Source organism: Halorubrum salipaludis, assembly GCF_002286985.1.
In the GTDB taxonomy this organism is placed as follows: Archaea; Halobacteriota; Halobacteria; order Halobacteriales; family Haloferacaceae; genus Halorubrum; species Halorubrum salipaludis.
The window spans coordinates 290313-309181 of sequence record NZ_NSKC01000004.1; the positions used below are offsets into that span (position 1 = coordinate 290313).

General features: G+C 71.1%; 17 protein-coding genes and 1 tRNA gene. 10 read left to right on the forward strand and 8 right to left on the reverse strand.

Going from position 1 to position 18869, the window contains the following annotated elements; genetic code table 11:
- Positions 1-47: 47 nt before the first annotated feature.
- Complete coding sequence (locus CK500_RS09460) at positions 48-953, reverse strand: hypothetical protein (RefSeq protein ID WP_233139013.1); 906 nt, start codon at positions 951-953, stop codon at positions 48-50.
- A gap of 170 nt (positions 954-1123) precedes the next feature.
- Between CK500_RS09460 and CK500_RS09465 the strand changes: the two genes are divergently transcribed.
- From CK500_RS09465 to CK500_RS09475, 3 genes are read left to right on the forward strand one after another with little or no spacing between them, the layout of a single operon-like run.
- Positions 1124-2431, forward strand: coding sequence for a thiamine ABC transporter substrate-binding protein (locus CK500_RS09465; RefSeq protein WP_095636981.1), 1308 nt, complete (start codon positions 1124-1126; stop codon positions 2429-2431).
- Between the two features lie 7 nt (positions 2432-2438).
- Complete coding sequence (locus CK500_RS09470; RefSeq protein WP_095636982.1) at positions 2439-4280, forward strand: ABC transporter permease; 1842 nt, start codon at positions 2439-2441, stop codon at positions 4278-4280.
- Entirely contained in the window at positions 4270-5412 is a 1143-nt protein-coding gene (locus CK500_RS09475) for an ABC transporter ATP-binding protein (RefSeq protein ID WP_394338254.1), read from the forward strand. Before CK500_RS09470 ends, CK500_RS09475 begins: the two co-directional genes overlap by 11 nt.
- Before the next feature lie 403 nt (positions 5413-5815).
- Here the strand turns inward: CK500_RS09475 and CK500_RS09480 are convergent, their stop codons facing one another.
- Positions 5816-6073 carry a DUF7561 family protein gene (locus CK500_RS09480; protein WP_095636984.1) on the reverse strand — a complete coding sequence of 86 codons (258 nt, stop codon included), beginning with the start codon at positions 6071-6073 and terminating at the stop codon, positions 5816-5818.
- Positions 6074-6587: 514 nt separating this feature from the next.
- Here CK500_RS09480 and hisB point away from each other — a divergent pair.
- From hisB to cgi121, 3 genes are all read left to right on the forward strand, one after another.
- The gene (gene hisB, locus CK500_RS09485; RefSeq protein WP_095636985.1) at positions 6588-7184 is read left to right on the forward strand and encodes an imidazoleglycerol-phosphate dehydratase HisB; all 597 of its coding nucleotides are present in this window, start codon (positions 6588-6590) and stop codon (positions 7182-7184) included.
- Between the two features lie 91 nt (positions 7185-7275).
- Positions 7276-9759, forward strand: a complete 2484-nt coding sequence (locus tag CK500_RS09490; protein ID WP_095636986.1) for an ATP-dependent DNA helicase — start codon at positions 7276-7278, stop codon at positions 9757-9759.
- A complete protein-coding gene (cgi121, locus tag CK500_RS09495; RefSeq protein WP_095636987.1) occupies positions 9756-10358 on the forward strand; it encodes a KEOPS complex subunit Cgi121 in 603 nt (200 codons plus the stop codon). Before CK500_RS09490 ends, cgi121 begins: the two co-directional genes overlap by 4 nt.
- 173 nt (positions 10359-10531) lie before the next feature.
- Here cgi121 and CK500_RS09500 read toward each other — a convergent pair.
- Positions 10532-10604, reverse strand: a tRNA-Gln gene (locus tag CK500_RS09500).
- A 207-nt stretch (positions 10605-10811) separates the two neighbouring features.
- On the opposite strand from CK500_RS09500, the gene CK500_RS09505 reads away from it, so the two are divergent.
- Entirely contained in the window at positions 10812-11420 is a 609-nt protein-coding gene (locus CK500_RS09505; protein ID WP_095636988.1) for an IMP cyclohydrolase, read from the forward strand.
- 98 nt (positions 11421-11518) lie between these two features.
- Positions 11519-13660, forward strand: a complete 2142-nt coding sequence (locus tag CK500_RS09510; protein WP_095636989.1) for a S9 family peptidase — start codon at positions 11519-11521, stop codon at positions 13658-13660.
- A 4-nt stretch (positions 13661-13664) separates the two neighbouring features.
- Here the strand turns inward: CK500_RS09510 and CK500_RS09515 are convergent, their stop codons facing one another.
- The 4 genes from CK500_RS09515 to CK500_RS09530 form a co-directional block, all read right to left on the reverse strand.
- The gene (locus tag CK500_RS09515) at positions 13665-14042 is read right to left on the reverse strand and encodes a helix-turn-helix domain-containing protein (RefSeq protein ID WP_095636990.1); all 378 of its coding nucleotides are present in this window, start codon (positions 14040-14042) and stop codon (positions 13665-13667) included.
- Positions 14043-14156: 114 nt separating this feature from the next.
- The gene (locus tag CK500_RS09520; protein WP_095636991.1) at positions 14157-14399 is read right to left on the reverse strand and encodes a hypothetical protein; all 243 of its coding nucleotides are present in this window, start codon (positions 14397-14399) and stop codon (positions 14157-14159) included.
- 76 nt (positions 14400-14475) lie between these two features.
- The gene (locus CK500_RS09525; RefSeq protein ID WP_095636992.1) at positions 14476-15162 is read right to left on the reverse strand and encodes a DUF5828 family protein; all 687 of its coding nucleotides are present in this window, start codon (positions 15160-15162) and stop codon (positions 14476-14478) included.
- A gap of 115 nt (positions 15163-15277) precedes the next feature.
- The gene (locus tag CK500_RS09530) at positions 15278-15538 is read right to left on the reverse strand and encodes a hypothetical protein (RefSeq protein WP_095636993.1); all 261 of its coding nucleotides are present in this window, start codon (positions 15536-15538) and stop codon (positions 15278-15280) included.
- Between the two features lie 139 nt (positions 15539-15677).
- Here CK500_RS09530 and CK500_RS09535 point away from each other — a divergent pair, with 139 nt between their 5' ends.
- Both CK500_RS09535 and CK500_RS09540 read left to right on the forward strand, forming a co-directional pair.
- On the forward strand, positions 15678-16088 hold the full coding sequence (locus CK500_RS09535) for a cupin domain-containing protein (protein ID WP_095636994.1): 411 nt from the start codon (positions 15678-15680) through the stop codon (positions 16086-16088).
- Complete coding sequence (locus CK500_RS09540) at positions 16081-16749, forward strand: hypothetical protein (RefSeq protein WP_095636995.1); 669 nt, start codon at positions 16081-16083, stop codon at positions 16747-16749. The genes CK500_RS09535 and CK500_RS09540 overlap by 8 nt, the downstream gene beginning before the upstream one ends.
- A 71-nt stretch (positions 16750-16820) precedes the next feature.
- Here CK500_RS09540 and CK500_RS09545 read toward each other — a convergent pair whose 3' ends face one another.
- On the reverse strand, positions 16821-18677 hold the full coding sequence (locus CK500_RS09545; RefSeq protein ID WP_095636996.1) for a carbon starvation CstA family protein: 1857 nt from the start codon (positions 18675-18677) through the stop codon (positions 16821-16823).
- Positions 18678-18869 lie beyond the last annotated feature (192 nt).

Here is an 18869-nt window from a genome sequence, read left to right on the forward strand (position 1 = left end):
CGCGCGTGCCGATTAAACCGGTCGGTTCGTTCGCTCCCCTCGGAGCCTCACTCCACCGATATCAGCAGCTGCGAGACGTCCTCGTCGAAGGCGGCGGGGTCGGTCGCGAGCGCGTCCGCCGTCTCCTCGTCCGCCAGCTCCGTCACGACCGTCTCCGCGTCGGCCAGGTCCGGGAGGGCGTCGTCGATGACCTCGATCAGCGGGTCCGTCGGGTAGGCGCCGCCCGCGACCAACACGTCGGTCCCGTCGTGCCAGACGCCCAGCCGCGACTCGATCTCGACGGTCTCGCCGAGACTCGTCGTCGACCCGTCGGGGAGCGGGACTTCGCCGTCGAAGGCGTACTCCCCCTCCAGCCGCCACGCCGTAGCGGTGTGGCCGCTCCGTACCGTAGTCGTCCCCTCGTCGACGATCTCCACGTTCTCGATGCCGCTGTTCCGGAGCTGCGAGCGGAACGCGTCGACCGCGGCGGTCTCCACCTCCTCCATCAGCCGCTCTCGCCCGACCTCGGCCGGGAGGCTGTCGATCGCCGGCCGGACGTCGATCCGAGTGGCGAAGAAGACCACCGGCGACCCGCTCGCGTCGAACGTCTCCGCGAGCGCCTCGGCGACGTCGACGTACTCGTAGATCCGCGTGTGTTCGAGCGCGGTCACCGTCACCGGCCCGTACGACTGCTCGAACACCGTGCTCTCGGACTCGTCTATCTGTCGCCAGTCGTCGATCCGATCGCTCGTCACCGTCGGCGCCGGCACCGGCCCGTCGCGCCCGCCGAGACAGCCCGCCAGCCCCGCGACCGCGACCGCCGCGCCGCCCGCGAGCAGGCGCCGCCGCGTGACGCCGTTTCCGGCCCCGATCGACCCGTTCCCGCCCTCGATTGACCCGTCACCGCCACCGGTCGACCCCTCACCGCCTTCGATCGGCCCCGGCGTCTGCCGTCCGGTCGGCTTCTCGTTCATGGAACGACGGAGGTCGGGACGCGGTATATCGGTGTCGCCGGCGCTATCGAGGCTGATACGCCGCCTCGTTGGTGCGTTTCGCTCCCGTCGCTCTCGGCGCCGCTCCCGACCTCGACCCTCCGCCGCCGACACGGATCCCTTATGTAATCACTGGGTGTAACTACTCGGTAATGACCGACGACGACGCGACCGAGACGGACCGGCGCGACGCTCCGGACGACCGGCAGGCTGATTCCCTCGATCCCGCTTCCGGACTCGCCGGCGGACGCGGCGGGCGCCCCACGCGGCGCCGGTTCCTCGCGCTCGGCGGCGCGGCGGGGGCCGTCGCGCTCGCGGGGTGCAGCGCCGAGCCGACGGACGGCGGGGACGGAAGCGACAACTCTGACGGCTCTGACGGCTCCGACGCCGAGGACGAAAGCGACGGGAGTGACGGTGACGGGGAAGACGGCGACGACGGCGACGACGAGGAGACCCCCACGCTGACGGTCGCGACCTACGGCAGCTTCATCGACGCGCCGTCGGTGAGCCCGGGCGAGTGGCTCAAAGAGGCGTTCGAGTCGCGCGTCGACGCCGAGCTGGAGTGGGCGACTCCGGACAACGAGGTGAACTACTACGTCGAGCGCGCGGGCTCCGGCGTGTCGATCGACGCCGACCTCTACGTCGGGCTCACCACCGAGGACCTCGTGCGCGTCGACGAGGCGCTCGACGACGACCTGTTCGCCGAGCGCGGCGAGATCGACGGGTTCGGCGACGTGCGCGACGGGCTGCTGTTCGACCCGTTCGACCGCGCCGTCCCCTTCGACACCGGCTACGTGAGCCTCGTGTACGACGGCACCGCGACCGAGGCGCCGGAGACGTTCGAGGGCCTGCTCGACGACGAGCACGCGGGCGCGCTCATCGCGCAGAACCCCGGCGGCTCCTCGACGGGACGGTCGTTCCTGCTCCACACGGTCCACCGGTTCGGCGACGGGCCGGACGGGTCGGTGGAGGGCGGCGACGGCGACGCGGACTACGACTACCTCGACTACTGGGCGGAGCTGCAGGACAACGACGTGCGCGTGCTCGGCTCGTGGGACGACGCCTACACCGCCTGGAGCAACGGCGAGGCCCCGATGGTCGTCTCCTACTCGACCGACCAGGTGTTCGCGGACATGGAGGGCGAGCCCCTCGAAGAGCACCAGATCCGGTTCCTGAACGATCAGGCGTACGCCAACCCGGAGGGGATGGCCGTCTTCGCCGACGCCGACGAGCCCGAGCTCGCCCGCGAGTTCATGTCGTTCATGCTGGAGCCGGACGTGCAGGGCGAGATCGCACAGCGCAACGTCGCCTTCCCGGCGACCGACACCGCGGAGCTCCCCGACGACTACGCCGACCTGGCCCAGGAGCCGGCCGAACCGGTGACGTTCACGTACGACGAGCTCCAAGGCTCGGCCGGTGAGTGGGTCGAAGACTGGGAGCGGCAGTTCGCCGGGAACTGACGGCGGCGTGTCGGACGCCAGCCGCGGCGCCGCTTCCGGCGGCGCCGACGACTCGCCCGCGACCCGACCCCTCCGCGAGCGGGTCGCCCGACGCCTCCGCGGGCGCCTGCTGACCGCGCTCGCCGTCGTCACGAGCGCCGTGCTCGTCGCCGCGTTCTACTACCCGGTCGGCACCGTCCTGATCGAGGCGGTCGTCGTCGACGGCGTCGCCACCCTCGCCGTGTTCGCCGAGCTGCTCCGCGACCCCTTCTACTTCGGGGAGCTCGCCCGCCTGTTCGCGGGCGAGTCGCCGCTCGCGGTCGCGCGCGCCCTGCTCGGGCCGGACCGCAGGCTCGGGATCGTCGGCTTCACCGCGTACCAGGCCGCGCTGTCGACGGTCGCCAGCGTCGCCTTGGGGCTCCCGGCCGCCTACCTCCTCGCGCGCTTCGAGTTCCCCGGCCGGCGGACCCTGCGGTCGCTGACGATCGTCCCGTTCGTGCTTCCTTCGATCATGGTCGCCGTCGGCTTCGTCGCCACGTTCGGCGCCAACGGGACCCTCAACCGGGTCCTCGGCGCGCTCGGCCTCCCGCCGGTCGACCTCATGTTCACGCTTCAGGCGATCGTGATCGCCCACGCGTTCTACAACGCGCCGCTCGTCGCTCGCGTGACGACCGCGGCGTGGGAGTCGGTCGACGCGAGCGCGGTCGAGACCGCCCGGAGCCTCGGCGCGGGACCGGTCCGGGCGTTCTTCGACGTGGTCGCGCCGCAGGTGTACCCCGCCGTGCTGACGGGCGCGGCGCTCACCTTCGTGTTCACGTTCGGCACCTTCCCCATCGTGCTCGCGCTCGGCGGGTTCGAGCTGGCGACCGTCGAGGTGTTCGTCTACCGGCTCGTCCGCGACCTGAACTACGCGGAGGCGGCCGCGCTGGCGATCGTCGAGCTCCTCATTTCGCTCGGGGTGCTCCTCGCGTACCTGCGCTACGAGGCGCGCAACGCGGTCAGTTCACGGGGCGTGCGGCCGCTTCCCCGGAAGTCGCTGCTCCCCTCGACGCCGACGGCGCGGGAGCTCCTGCCGCGCGCGGGCCTGGCCGTCTACGCCGCCGTCGCCGCGCTCCTCTTTCTCGCGCCGCTCGCCTCGATGGTCCTCGCGAGCGTCACGGGCGGCGACGGGGCGCTCACGCTCGACCACTACCGGTTCCTCCTCGACCGCCAGCGCACGGGGGCGGCGTTTCAGGTGCGGCCGTGGCCGGCGATCCGCAACTCGCTCGCGTTCGCGTCGGCGTCGACCCTGCTCGCGCTCCCGATGGGGGTCGTCGTCGCGGTGCTGACGACCCGCCGGTACCGCGGGCGGAAGCTGGTCGACGCGGCCGCGATGGCTCCCCTCGCCGTCTCCGGGATCATCGTCGGGCTCGGGCTCCTCCGCGGGCTCGTCTTCGGCGTGGAGATCGCGGGCTGGCGGTTCGCGGCGACCGGCGCGGCCGCCATCGTCGTCGCGCACGCGGTCGCGGGCTACCCCTTCGTCGTCCGGACGGTCGCGCCCGGGCTGGAGGGGCTCGACCGCTCGCTGATCGAGTCGGCGCGGGCGCTCGGCGCGTCGCGGGCCCGGGTGATCCGCGACGTGGAGCTCCCCCTCGTCTGGCCGGGGGTCGTTGCGGGCGCGGCGTTCGCGTTCGCCATCTCGATCGGGGAGTTCACGGCGACGGTGGTGCTCGCGACCGGCGCCGACGCGTACACGATGCCGGTCGCCATCGAACGGTTCATCGGGCGCCGGCTCGGACCGGCGACCGCAATGGGCGTCGTCCTGCTCGTGGTGACCGGGCTCAGCTTCGTCGTGATCGAGCGGCTCGGAGGTGAGACGCGTGGGCTCTGAGCGGGGCGCCGACTCGACGGACGCCGCCGGCGACAGCGACGGGGCTCCGTCCGACGACCCCCCGGCCGTCGAGCTCGACGGCGTCACCAAGCGCTACGGCGACGCCGCCGCGGTCGACGACGTGAGCCTCGCCGTGCGCGAGGGGGAGTTCTTTACGCTGGTCGGCCCCTCCGGCTGCGGGAAGACCACGACCCTCCGGCTGATCGCGGGATTCGAGGAGCCGACTACGGGGACGGTCCGCTTCTCGGGCGAGTCGGTCGCCGGAGTGCCCCCGGAGGACCGCGACGTGGGCGTCGTCTTCCAGAACTACGCGCTGTTCCCCCACATGACCGTCGGCGAGAACGTCGGATACGGGCTCAACTTCGCGGACCCGCCCGAGGGAACGAGCCGCGACGAGCGCGTCGCCGAGCTGCTCGAACTGGTGGACCTCCCGGACGCCGCCGACCGCGACCCCGAGAGCCTCTCCGGGGGGCAGCGGCAGCGCGTCGCGATGGCCCGCGCGCTCGCGCCCGGTCCCGATCTGCTCCTCTTAGACGAGCCGATGAGCGCGCTCGACGCGCAGCTCCGCGAGCGCCTCCGGGTGCAGGTCCGGCGCATCCAGTCGGAGCTCGGAATTACCACCGTCTACGTCACCCACGACCAGGAGGAGGCGCTGGCGATCTCCGACCGCGTCGCGGTGATGCGCGACGGGCGCCCGGAGCAGATCGCGCCCCCGCGGACGGTGTACCGGGAGCCGTCGAGCCGCTTCGTCGCCGAGTTCGTCGGCGACAACAACGTCTTCGCGGGGCGGGTGGTCGACGTGGAGGGAGGAGAGGCCGGGGACGAGGACGCCTCCCGGACCGTCGGCGTCGACGTCGGCGGCGAGGTGCTGCGGGTCGAGGCAGACGAGGGAGTAGTCTCCGGCGACCGCCTCGCGTTCTGCGTCCGCCCCGAGTACCTGCGGATCGGCGAGGGCGAGAACCGGGTCCGCGCGACCGTCGCGAGCGCGGAGTTCCTCGGCGAGACGACCCGCGTGACGCTCGACTGGGGCGGGCGCGACCTCGTGGTCCGGACGCGCGACCCGCTCTCCGGCGAGGTCGTCGTCGGCTTCGATCCCGAAGACGCGCACGTGATCGACGGCGACGAGGCGTGACGGACGACGATTTATAACTGAACGAGGCGGTGGCGCGCGCCTCCGAGCGCCCTCTTAAGGGCGCGAGGAGCGCCGCGCGAGGGAGTCAGTCGCCCGGAGCGACGCGGAGGGCGACTGACGAGGCTGGGGAGGCGTGAGGCTGCGGTTGCGGTCGGGTGGGACTCAAAGGGGCAGTCGTGAGGGCGGCGTAGGCGATGTAAGCACCGCAGCGAAGGAGCGTGAGCGACTAAGCGAGGAGCGCAACGAGCGTACGCCGCCCTCACGACTGGGGCTTTGATGGTGTTCACCGTCGATCTGATCGTAGCTATTTATAAGTGATCGGCTGGGGCTTTGGAAGGCCTCACCGTCGCTCCGGTAACAACGATTTATAGGGGATCGACCGGGGAAACGCGCTCCAAGCCGTCTACTTCCAGTGCCAGAAGTGGTTCCCGTCGTCCTCGACGGGCTCGGTCCGCTCCCGGAGGGCGGCGACGTCGTCGGCGGTCGGCTCGTGGTCGTCCGGGAGCGACTCCATGCACTCGAAACAGAGGAAGAACTCGGAGCCGTCGGTCAGCTCCAGCGTCAGTCCCTGCGTCGACTCGAACGCGAAGTTCCACAGGTCGCCGATCCCGCCGGCGATCCTGACGGACCGCTCGCAGACGTCACAGGACTCCGAGGCCATACCACCGGTTGCGGCTCCGAGCGCTAATGCGTGTCGCCGCGGAGACTCCGACGATCGCTTATAAGTATCATACGTGGCTGCCGGCTGATCGACGGTGAACACCGCCAAAGCCCCAGCCGCTCGCTTATAAATCGCGGACTGCAGATCGACGGCGAACACGTCCAAAGCCCCAGCCGCGAGGCGGGCGCACGCTCGCTGCGCTCCTCACTCGGTCGCTATCGCTCCCTCGTTGCGGTGCTTGTGTCGCCTGCGCCCGCCTCGCGGCTGCCCCTTTGAATCCCGCCCCGCACAGTACCGCACAGCCTCACACCTCCCCAGCCTCGCGGTTCGCGCTCTCCGAGCGCTCACCGCGTCCCTCGCGCGTGCTGGTTCGGCCGCGAGGCGGCCTCGCAGGCACGCGCCACCGCACACCCTTCAGTAACGAATTCGCTACCCCCACGGAGCTCCCCTCTCGTTCCGATCCGAACCCCGCCACACCCGCAATTCCCTTAAGAACCGCCCGTGACGGTCACGTATGAGCGAGCACGACCGGGTCGCGGCCGTCTCCCGCGAGACGAGCGAGACGACGATCGACCTCACTCTCGCGATCGACGGCGACGGCGACAGCGAGGTCTCGACCGGGATCGGCTTTTACGACCACATGCTGGCGTCGTTCGCGAAACACGGCCTGTTCGACCTGACGGTCGACTGCGACGGCGACCTCGAGATCGACGACCACCACACCGTCGAGGACGTGGCGATCTGCCTCGGCGAGGCGTTCGACGAGGCGCTCGGCGACAAGCGCGGCATCCGGCGGTACGCCGACCGGCGCGTCCCCCTCGACGAGGCGGTCGCGAGCGTCGTCGTCGACGTGGCCGGCCGCCCGTACTACGAGTTCTCGGGGGAATTCTCCCAGGAGTCGATCGGCGAGTTCACGAGCGTCATGGCCGACCACTTCGCGATGTCTTTGGCGCACAACGCCGGCCTGACGCTCCACGCCGAGATCGAGCGCGGCGACAACGCCCACCACGAGGTGGAGGCGCTGTTCAAGGCGCTCGCGCGGGCGCTCGACGACGCGACGCGGCTCGACGAGCGCCGCAGCGACACGCCGAGCACGAAGGGCGAACTGTAGCGGGCGACCGCGCCGACGGCGCACCGGCCGCCGATCCCAGCCACCGCCCCGTTCCGACGGTTTAAATCGGATCGGAGCCCACTCTCCGGTAATGCAACCGAGTTCGCTCGCCGGGCTCCCCGCGGGCGTCGGCGAGGCGCTCGAAGCGGAGGGCGTCGCGGAGCTGTATCCCCCGCAGGAGGCCGCCGTCGAGGCCGGCGTCGCCGACGGCGAGAGCCTCGTCGCCGCGGTCCCGACCGCCTCCGGGAAGACGCTGATCGCCGAGCTCGCCATGCTCTCCGCGGTCGAGCGCGGCGGGAAGGCGCTGTACATCGTCCCCCTGCGCGCGCTCGCCAGCGAGAAGAAGACCGAGTTCGAGCGCTGGGAGGAGTTCGGCGTCACCGTCGGCGTCTCCACCGGCAACTACGAGTCCGACGGCGAGTGGCTCGCCAGCCGCGACATCATCGTCGCCACCTCGGAGAAGGTCGACTCGCTGATCCGGAACGGCGCGCCGTGGATCGACGACCTCACCTGCGTCGTGAGCGACGAGGTCCACCTCGTCGACGACCCGAACCGCGGCCCCACCCTCGAAGTGACCCTCGCGAAGCTCCGGAAGGTGAACCCCGGCCTCCAGACGGTCGCGCTCTCGGCGACCGTCGGCAACGCCGACGTGATCGCCGAGTGGCTCGACGCCGAACTCGTCGAGTCCGACTGGCGGCCCATCGACCTCCGGATGGGCGTCCACTTCGGCAACGCGGTCGACTTCGCCGACGGGAGCAAACGTGAGGTCCCCGTCGAGCGCGGCGAGGACCAGACCGCCCGGCTCGTCGCCGACGCCTTGGACACCGAGGAGGACGGGCAGGGCGGCTCCTCGCTCGTCTTCGTCAACTCCCGGCGCAACGCCGAGTCGTCGGCCCGGAAGCTCACCGACGTGACCGGCCCGCGGCTCACCACCGACGAGCGCGACCGGCTCCGCGAGCTGGCCGAGGAGATCCGGTCGGGCTCCGACACCGACACCGCCGCCGACCTCGCGGACGCGGTCGAGAAGGGGTCCGCCTTCCACCACGCGGGGCTCCGGAGCGAGGACCGCGCCCGCGTCGAGGACGCGTTCCGCGACCGGCTGATCAAGTGCATCTCCGCGACGCCGACGCTCGCCGCCGGCGTCAACACCCCCGCCCGCCGGGTGATCGTCCGCGACTGGCGCCGCTACGACGGGGAGTTCGGCGGGATGAAACCCTTAGACGTCTTGGAGGTCCACCAGATGTGCGGCCGCGCAGGACGCCCCGGCCTCGACCCGTACGGCGAGGCGGTCCTGCTCGCGAACGACGCCGACACAAAAGAGGAGCTGTTCGAGCGGTACCTCTGGGCCGACCCCGAGCCGGTCCGCTCGAAGCTCGCCGCCGAGCCCGCGCTCCGGACTCACGTGCTCGCCACCGTCGCCTCCGGGTTCGCCTCCACGCGCGACGGCCTGCTCTCCTTCCTCGACAACACCCTCTACGCCACCCAGACCGACGACGAAGGGCGGCTCGCGGCCGTCACCGACACCGTCCTCGACTACCTCGCCGTCAACGACTTCGTCGAGCGCGACCGCGACGACGGAAGCGAGAGTCTGACCGCGACCGGCATCGGCCACACCGTCTCGCGGCTCTACCTCGACCCGATGAGCGCGGCCGAGATGATCGACGGGCTCCGGTCGGTCGCCCGGGACGCCGGCGCCGCGACCGCGGGCGCCGACGGAGAGGCCGGCGAGTTCGTCAGGACCGGCGACGACGGCGACGAGCCCGGGTTCGGGACGTACGCTCGGCCGGGCGAGGACGGCTCGCCGGACGAAGGGGAAGTGGAAGGGGAAGCGGAGGAGACAGGGGGGAAAGCGACCGACGAGGCGGCGACGGACTCCCCCGAAGTCACCCCGCTCGGCTGCTATCACCTCGTCAGTCGCACCCCCGACATGTACGAGCTCTACCTGAAGTCGGGGGACCGCGAGGAGTACACCGAGCTCTGCTACGAGCGCGAGGCGGAGTTCCTCGGCGACGTGCCTTCCGAGTACGAGGACGTGCGCTTCGAGGACTGGCTCGCGTCGCTGAAGACCGCCCGCCTGCTGGAGGACTGGGCGAACGAGGTCGACGAGGACCGCATCACGGAGCGGTACGGCGTCGGCCCGGGCGACATCCGCGGCAAGGTCGACACCGCCGAGTGGCTCCTGCGCGCGGCCGAGACCCTCGCGCGCGACGTGGAGGGAATCGACGGCGACGCGGTGGTCGCGGTCCGGGAGGCGAGAAAGCGCATCGAGTACGGCGTCCGCGAGGAGCTGCTCGACCTGGCCGGCGTCCGCAACGTCGGCCGGAAGCGCGCCCGGCGGCTGTTCGAGGCCGGGATCGAGACCCGCGCGGACCTCCGCGAGGCAGACAAGGCGGTCGTCCTCGGCGCGCTCCGCGGGCGCGAGCGCACCGCCGAGCGCATCCTCGAACACGCCGGCCGCGAGGACCCCTCGATGGACGACGTGCGGCCGGACAAGTCGGCCTCCGCGGCGGCGACCGCCGGCTCCGCGAGCGACGACGACGGCGAGGGACAGGCGAGCCTGGGTGATTTCCGATGAGCGGGGAGTCCGACTCGGCTTCGTCTCACCGAAATCCGCCCCACCGGACCCCGCCTCACCGCCTCGTCGCGGGCACCGCGGCCATCGACGACCTCGACGCCTTCCTCGGGGCCCTCGACGAGATCGCGGCGGAGACGGGCGCGGTCGTACAGGCGTTCGACGCGGAGCTGGTCGTCTCGACCGAACACCTCCGCGAGGCGACCCGGCTCGCGGCGCGGTCGATCGCTCGGGACGAGGCCGTCGCCCGCGATCCGGGCGTCGAGGTCATGCTGTACGCGGCCGGCAGACGCCAGATCGACCGGGCGTTCGCGCTCGGCGTCGAGGAGGGCGAGCGGCGCGCGGTCGTCCTCGTCGCCGACTTCGGAGGGGTTCCGGGCGCGGACCGTCCCGACGCGGACCTCGACGCGGCCGCCGCGTCGGTGCGGGAGCTGCTCGCGTCGCCGGCGGCCGACACCGGAGGCGGCGAGTTCGAGCCCGCGTTCGACGCGGAGCGGGTCCGGGGGTTCTACGACATCGGGGAGCGCGAGCTCGCGGCGACCGCCGGCGACCTCCCGGACATCGTCCGCGAACGCGTCGCGCTGCTGGACGTCGAGAAGTAGTCGAAACCCCCTTGCTTCGATTGGAAAACGCGGTACGTGACGGGGATTCGGTTCCAGTCGAAATGTCGACAGAGACCGGGCCGAAGCGCGACCATGAGGGAGATCGAGACGCGGGCCCGGCGGCGAGCGGATCGACGCGCCGGACGAAAACCGACCGAAGCGAACCGCGAGAATAGTCCATCCTGGATTCGAACCAGGGTCGTTGCCCCCAGAAGGCAACAGGATTGGCCACTACCCCAATGGACTGTGCGCACTCATCGATAGCCAGTGGGTCTTTGTAAGCGTTGCGCGTCGCCGGCCCTCTGTCACGCGTTCACAGGATCTCGAAGGCGGAGCGGGGCGCGAGGGGGTGTGAGACCGGCGGAGGAGATGGCGACGAGCGTCCCCGGGAGACCGATCGCCGAACGTGCGTATATCGATGCGCTTTAGCCGGTCGGATAGCCACGAACCTGTATGTACGTCGGACGATTCGTCGTCGTCGCGCCCGGTATCGGCGCCTACCGCGTCTCCTCGCGCTCGTTCCCGAACCGCCGCGTGACCGACCGGGACGGAACGCTCACGGTCGGCCCCACTCCGGACGCGCCCGAGACGGACAACCCGTACGTCTCGTACAACTGCGCGCGGGCGGTCCGGACCCCCGCGGACGAGCCGCTGGCGGTCGTCGGCAACGGCTCACACGTCGACCCGATCGCGGAGAAGCTCGAACTGGGGTACCCCGCCCGCGACGCGCTGGCGACGCCCCTGCTCGCGCTCGACTTCGAGAAGGACGACTACGACACGCCCCGTATCGCCGGCGTCGTCGGCGCCGAGACCGCGACGATCGGGGTCGTCCGCCGCGACGGCCTCGTCGTCGAGGCCGTCGACGAGCCCACCATCGTCGCCACCTACGAAACGGACAGCCCCGAGCCGTACGACTTCGCGGCCGCGGACGCCGAGGCGCCCGACGCCGCGGCGGCCGCGACGGAGCTCCTCGGCGCCGACTTCGAACACCCGGTGTGCGCCGCGGGCGCGACCGTCGACGCCGACGGCGTGACGCTGGCGTTCGACAACGACGCGGAGTAGCCGGGCAGCGGACGGAGCTCCGCCCGCTCCGCCGTTTCCGCCTCATGGCCCCTTTCCGCCTCCCGACCCCTTTTGAGTCCGGCGGGCGACCCGCGGGCATGGAGCGCGTCACTGCGGCCGACTACCACGACATCGCGACGCCCGCGGACCCGCGGCTCTCGCCCGACGGCGACCGCGTCGCCTTCCTGCGGCAGGAGCCGATCGACGGCGAGACGACCGAGTCGACGGTGTATCTCGTCGACGCCGCCGGCGACGAAGGCGACGACGCCGGCGACACCGCCGAGGACCCCCGCCGGCTCACCCTCGCCGAGGGCGCCGACGCGGAGCCGCGCTGGAGCCCCTCCGGCGACCGGATCGCGTTCACCGCCACCCGCGGGGCCGACGACGACCGCCAACAGCTGTGGGTGCTCCCCCTCGCCGCCGGCGAGGCCCGGCGGGTCACCGACGTCGTCGGCGGCGTCTCGGAGATCGCGTGGTCGCCCGACGGCGAGCGGATCGCCTTCGTCCAGTCGGTGACGGCCGAGGACCGCGAGGCCGACCGGGACCTCTCGGTCCCCGAGGAGTACGAGCCGGAAGACCACCCGGACCCGCGGGTGATCGACCGGACCGTCTACCGCTCCGGACAGCGCTACTTCGACGGCCGGCGGTCGCACGTCTACGTCGCCGACGCCGACGCGGCGGTCGACGGCGCGACCGGCGGCGACCCGGCCGCGGGGATCGAGCGCGTCACCGACGGCGACGCCGACTTCGGCGCGCCCGAGTGGGGAGGCGCGGAGACGCTCTACTTCACCGAGGCGGTCGGCGACGACCCCGACGACTCGGTCGAGATCGCGATCCGCGCACACGACTTCGGGACGGACGAGACCGAGACCGTCCACGAGACGACGGGGTGGGGCGCCGCGCTCGCGGCGACCGGCGACGGGCAGATCGCGTTCACCCACGCGGAGGCGGAGCGGGTGTCCATGCGGCAGACGGACCTGCGCGTGCTCGACCGCGAGAGCGGGGACGTGACGGAACTCACCGCGGACCTCGACCGCGGCGTCGGTCGCGCGCTCGCCCCGCAGTGGGGCCCCGACGACGCGACGCTGTACTTCGCGACGCCCGACGAGGGGAAGACCGCCGTCTGGCACGTCCCGGGGGACGGGAACGACGAACCCGAGCGGCTCTGCCGGCCCGGCACGGTGGCGGGCGGTACCGTCGGCGGCGAGGCGGGCGCCGGCCCCGAGGAGGTGACCGTCGCGTTCGCCGCCAGCGAGTGGGACCACCCGGGCGACGTCTTCGTCTACGACGCCGGGGACGGCGAGAAGCGGCGGCTGACCGAGCTCAACGCCGACTACCTCGCCGAGCGCGCTGTGGGCGAGCCCGAGGAGGTCCGGTTCGAGTCGGACGGGACGGAGATTCAGGGATGGGTGTTGACGCCGCCGGAGTTCGACCCCGAAGGGGAATATCCCCTCGCCGTCGAGATCCACGGCGGTCCGCACGCGATGTGGTCGACGGCGGGGACGATGTGGCACGAGTTCCAGACGCTCGCGGCCCGCGGGTACGTCGTCTTCTGGTCGAACCCGCGCGGCTCGACCGGCTACGGCGAGGCGTTCATGCAGGCCATCGAGCGCGACTGGGGCGCGGTCACCCTCGCGGACGTGATGGCCGGCGTCGAGGCGGTCGCGGACCGACCGTACGTCGACGAGGCGAACGCCTTCGTCACCGGCGGCTCCTTCGGCGGGTTCATGACGGCGTGGACGGTCGGCCAGACGGACTACTTCCGCGCGGCCGTCTCCCAGCGCGGCGTGTACGACCTGACCGGATTCTACGGGTCGACGGACGCCGCCTACAAGCTCGTCGAGGGGGACTTCGACGCGGTCCCCTCGGAGGAGCCGGCGTGGCTCTGGGAGCAGTCGCCGACCGGCCACGCCGACGCGGTCGACACGCCGACGCTGTTGGTCCACGCCGAGGACGACACCCGGACGCCGATCTGCACGGCGGAGCTGTACCACCGGCTGCTCCGCAAGAACGGCGTCGACACGCGGTTCGTGCGCTACCCGCGCGAGGGCCACGAGCTCTCGCGGTCGGGGGAGCCCGCCCACGTGGTCGACCGCATCGAGCGGATCGCCCGCTGGTTCGACGGCTACTCCGAGCACCACGACGCGCCGCGCGCGCTCGACCGTCCCGACGAGGAGGGGTTGAGCGCGGCGGACGACGAGGGCGGCGAGGGCGGCGAGGAGTCGAACGACGAGGGGTAGGCGTTCACTCCCGGTCGTCCGGGTCGAACGCGTCGATCGCGCTATGAACCCCCTCGACCCACTCGTCTAAGGCGTCGTGGAGCCGCTGTTTCGCCTCCGGGACCGGGATCGCGGTGTACTGGTAGACGTAGCCGCCCGAGTCGAGCAGGCGGCGGCGGCGCTCCACGAGCCCCTTCTCGCGCAGGGTCGACAGCGACCGGTTCACGTTCGATCGGTCCCGGTCGAGGGTCTCGGCGAGCTCGGCGACGGTGCTCCCCGGGTGATCGAGCAGCGTCAGGTACGTGCGGCTCTCGTGGTCCCGGACGCCGAACACGCAGGAGAGCACGTGATCGAAGGACGGGGAGACGTCGCCGACGAGGTCCTCGATCTCGGGATCGCTCATGGACTCCGTTCGACGGCGGACGGGTTAAAAGCCGCCATCCGGCCCGTGGGGTCGCAGCGTCCCCCGACCGCGAGCGGCCTCGCCGGCCAGCTATCGGTCGGGGCTCGCCGGCGATCAGTCGTCCGCCGCGGCGTACCCCATCCGGCGGACGCAGCCGCGCATCGCCGACTCGTCGCTGTGGCGGTGGAGGTTCGTCGGCGTGTCGCAGTGATAGGTCTCGCCGTCGTACCGGAGCACGACCTCGTGGTCGCCGCCGGCGACCTCGACGTCGACGAGGACTCGCCGGCCCTCGTTGAGCGCGTCGATGATCTCGTCGACCGACAGCTCGCCGGCCGCCACCCGGAGTACCTCGGTCATTGGCGTGTGTTCGCGGCTCCGCGAGTTAAGTTCGGCGTGTTGGCGTCGGCGGGGCGTCGGGGAGCGGGAGATCGGGTCAGGTCATCGTCGAGTCCGGCCCGCCCTCCTCCTGGGGCGGCTCGACCCCTTCGGCGGCGGCCACGTCCTCGGTCCGCTTTTCGGCCTCGACGTGCCAGCGGTCGATCTCGGACTCGTACTCGGCGAGGATGTCGCTCACCTCCGCTTTCAGCTCGTCGTCGTTGACGTTCACCTCGAAGACGAACGTCTCGCCGTCCTCGCCGCGGCCGACCTCCTGGATGTTGGCGCTGACGAGCTCGTTGTCGAAGTAGTACGGCGCCATCTGGGTCATCACCTTCCGGTACACCGTGTCCTCAACCTTCCGGAGCGCCTTGCGGCTCGCGGAGTCGGCCGCGCGGGCGACGTGGCCGATCGACTCGCCCCACCTCTCCATCGCGCTCTCGGTGTCGTTCTCCTCGACCTTCTCGTAGGACTCGGTGAGCTTCTCGCCGGCCGTCTGGAGGTCTTCGCCGGGCGACTTCCCGGCCTGCTCGCCCTCCCCCTCGCTGACGGACGCCTGCTCGGCGGTCTTCGCCGACACGTCCTCGTCGATGCGCTCGTGGGACTTCGGGCGCCAGTCGTCGAACTCGTGGAACGCGTCGCCGTCGGCGCCCGTCTCCCGGAGCGCCAAGGCGATCCGCTCCCCGTGTTCGACCACGTCGCCCCAGTCTCCGCGCACCTTGAAGCCGGAGATGCTCTCTTCCATCGATTGGCCCCGCTACGGAACGAACGCGTATAAATCTCTCCGAACTGACGTGAGCCGGCGTCGACGGGCGGCGGCGGTTCCGACGCGGCCGGAGCGGCGTCGACGGGCGGCGGCGCTACTTCCCGTACGCGATCCGGCGACCGAGCTCGTTGATCCGGTCTTTGAGGTCGCCGAGGACTCCCGCGGGCGAGATCCGGCGGATGGACGACTCGTCGACCTCGATCCGCTCGCCGGCGAACGGGTCGCGCTCGGCGCGCTCGTCCGGGCTCTGGTCGCCCGCCACCGCCCCGACGACGGTCGACATCGAACACCGGCCGCACGCCTCCGCTTCGATCGTCGCGTCGGTCGGCTCCGATGTGGCTGTCTCGTCTGTCATGTGCTCTCTACCCACGGGTAGGCGGCTCAGTTCCTTAAAACCGCGCCTCGGACCCGCTCGACGCGGTCGAGGTCGGCGGTCGGCGCAATCGGAACCGCCTCCCGACGCCCTTTTTACCTGCACCGTGGAACGAGTTCGCATGGGATATCGCGTCGTCGACGTCGACTCGGTCGACCCGGAGTCGGGCCGCCCCTGCGAGTGTCGCAAGCTGTCCGAGCCCGGCGGGCTCGACGCCGCGGCGATCAATCGATTCCGCGCGGAGCCGGGCGAACAGCTCCCGCTGGCGTACCACTACCACGAGACGCAACAGGAGGCGTTCTACGTGCTCGACGGGACGCTCTCGGTGGAGACGCCCGAGGGGACCCACGAGGTGCCGGCCGACGACCTGTTCGTCGTCGACCCCGAGAGCCCCCAGCGCGCGTACAACCCCGCGGACGCCGACGGCCCGGTGACCGTGCTCGCGGTCGGCGCGCCGCCGGCCGACGACGACGCCGTCGCGTACGACCCCGACGAGGACGGCGCGGGGGCGGGCGACGCCGACGATGAGTGAGAACGCGACGCCGGGCGAGGGCGCCGAGACGGACGGGACTGCCCAGCCCGGCGAGGGGCCCCGGCGGGACCCCGAGGAGCTGCCGGCGGAGATTCGCGAGGCGGTCCCGGAGTACGACGACGAGTACCTCGACCGCGTCTCCGACCGCCTGATGTACAGCTACGACCTCGACCGCGACGTCGTCGTCGACGGCGAGCGGTTCGAGCTGTCCGCCGAGATGCGGGTGCGGAACCAGAAGCAGTTCCTCCACCCCGCCCTGAGCTACGCGGACCACGACATGATGGAGTTCCTGTTCGCCCGGCGCGTCTCCACGCCGTCGGTCGCCGAGCTGGAGCGGCTCGTCGAGTTCGCTCACGGCGTCGCCGACGAGCGCGTCGAGGGCGACGAGGAGCACTACGGCACCGACGTCACCGTCGCGCTCGTCGCGGACCGGATCCCGGAGGCGGTCGCCGACTTCGTCGACGGGTTCCGCGACCGCACGCTCCTGAAGTTCGGCTACTACGGCCACTACGAGGTGAATCTGATCGTCGTCGCGCCCGACGAGGAGTCGCTGGTGGCGAGCGAGACTGCCGACGTGGCCGGCGCGTTTCGCCTGTGGGAGCCGGTCGCGGAGCCGGACGAGGGGTTCTTCTCGCGGCTCGCGAAGCGGTTCTGGCGGTGACGGTCGCCGGCTTTCCCGAAAAATGACCGCGGAGCGTGCGGAGGGCGCGGAAGCGGGGGCGGTCGCTCGCGTCAGTCGTCGCTCGGCTCCGCGGCCGGGCGGTCCCCGTCGCGAACGCTCGTGATGTTGCCGTAGCCGATGCGCACGAGCGACAGCGCGAGGTAGACGAGCACGACCGCGAGCGCGATGCGGACGACCATCGATATCTGGTTGCCGATACCGGTCACGCCGCCCTGTATCAGGTTGACGAACAGCCACTGATACCCCGCCAGGAACGCCAAGGCGATCACGGTGATGGCGACCATGATGGCCATCGGCACGCCCGTGCTGACGAGCTGTTTCGTCTCGTCCCAGTTGGCGAGCCAGACCGTTCCGGTGAGCAGCGCGAGCGCGGCGAGCAGCTGGTTCGCGCTGCCGAACAGCGCCCACAGGGTCGCCCACTCGCCGGAGATGACCAGCGCGTACGCGATCAGCCCCTGAACGACCGGATTCGTGTACCGGCCGCGGGCGAACGAGCCGATCCCGCCGCCGAAGCCGGTCTCGCTCTGGGTCCCTTTCGTGCCGACGATCTCCTCCATCATGTACCGGCCGAGCCGCGCGGCCGTGTCCGTGGAGGTGAGCAGGAAGCTCACGAGCACCAGCGCCATGAACGGGGCGCCGTACTCGGCGGGAATGCCGAGGCTCGTCAGGATGATCCCGCCGCCGCTCGCGAAGTTCGGCAGCGCGCCGCCGATGCCGCCGGCCGCGGCGTCGGAGGCGAATCCGGCGATAGCGAGCGCGGACAGCGCCGTCGCCGCGAGCAGCCCCTCGCCGAGCATGCCGCCGTAGCCGATGAGCCGGGCGTCGCTCTCCTTGTTCAGCTGCTTCGCCGTCGTCCCCGAGGAGACCAGCGAGTGGAACCCGCTGATGGTCCCGCAGGCGATGGTGACGAACAGCATGGGGAAAAGCGGGTACGGCGCCCGGCTGTCGACCCCCATGAACCCCTGGAACGGCTGGATGCTGCTGTCGATCACGAGCGGCTGCGACGAGGTGCCGAAGATCGTTCCGACGATGATCGCCAGCAGCGCGCCACCGACGCCCGCGTACAGCAGGAACGACGAGAGGTAGTCGCGCGGCTGCAGCAGCGTCCAGACCGGGAGCGCGCTCGCGATGACCGCGTAGATCAGGATGACGGGCACCCAGGCCGCCGTGTTACCGCCGAGCGCGCCCGCGCCGGGCACCCACGAGCCCGTGCTCCCCTCGAAGAGGACGAACGTGCCCGCCGTGTGAGAGGCGTCGCCCGCCAGCTGGAAGAACGCGAACGGGTACTGGATGCCGACCCAGACGCCCGCGAACACACCGGCGACGAACAGGGCGGTCCCCGGGATGAACGGGCCGTCGAGCTGGTAGAGGTACACGCCGAACACGACCGCGAGCGCGATGTACACGAAGCTCGCGGTCGCCGCCGACGGGAACGCGTTCAACACGATCCCGACGACGAGGGCGAACACGGCGACGACGAGGATGATCGTCAGGAACGCGAACCACAGCAGCAGGTTCTTCCCGCGTTCGCCGACGTACTGCCCCACGATGTACCCGATCGACCGCCCCTCGTGGCGGATCGAGCTCGACAGCGAGATGAAGTCGTGGACCGCGCCCATCAGGGGGTTCCCGATGGCGACCCACAGAAGCGCCGGGACCCATCCCCAGATGGCCCCGGCCGTGATCGGGCCGACGATCGGCGCGCCGCCCGCGATGCTCGAGAAGTGATGCCCCAGTAGTACCGGCTTCTTCGACGGTACGTACTCCTGTCCGTCCTCGTACTTGTGCGCCGGCGTCTCCCGTTCGTCATCGAGTTCGACGAACTGCGAGAGGTACCGGGAGTACCCCATGTACCCCACGGTGAAGGTGCCGAGCACAGCGACGACGATCCAAATTACACTTGTCATAGGTTCCCTCCCTCATGGTACCGATTCACGATCGGCCACTTAAGTATTATCTTCAATAGTGATCTATCGGCGGATCCCGCCGCAGGTGCGCGATTTCGATCCGTCGAATTGCGTTTATTTAATTTATTCTTATATGAAAGGTTCCGCGACGGCGGTCGCGGTCGCCGCCGCGCGCCCGCGTACCGGGGACCG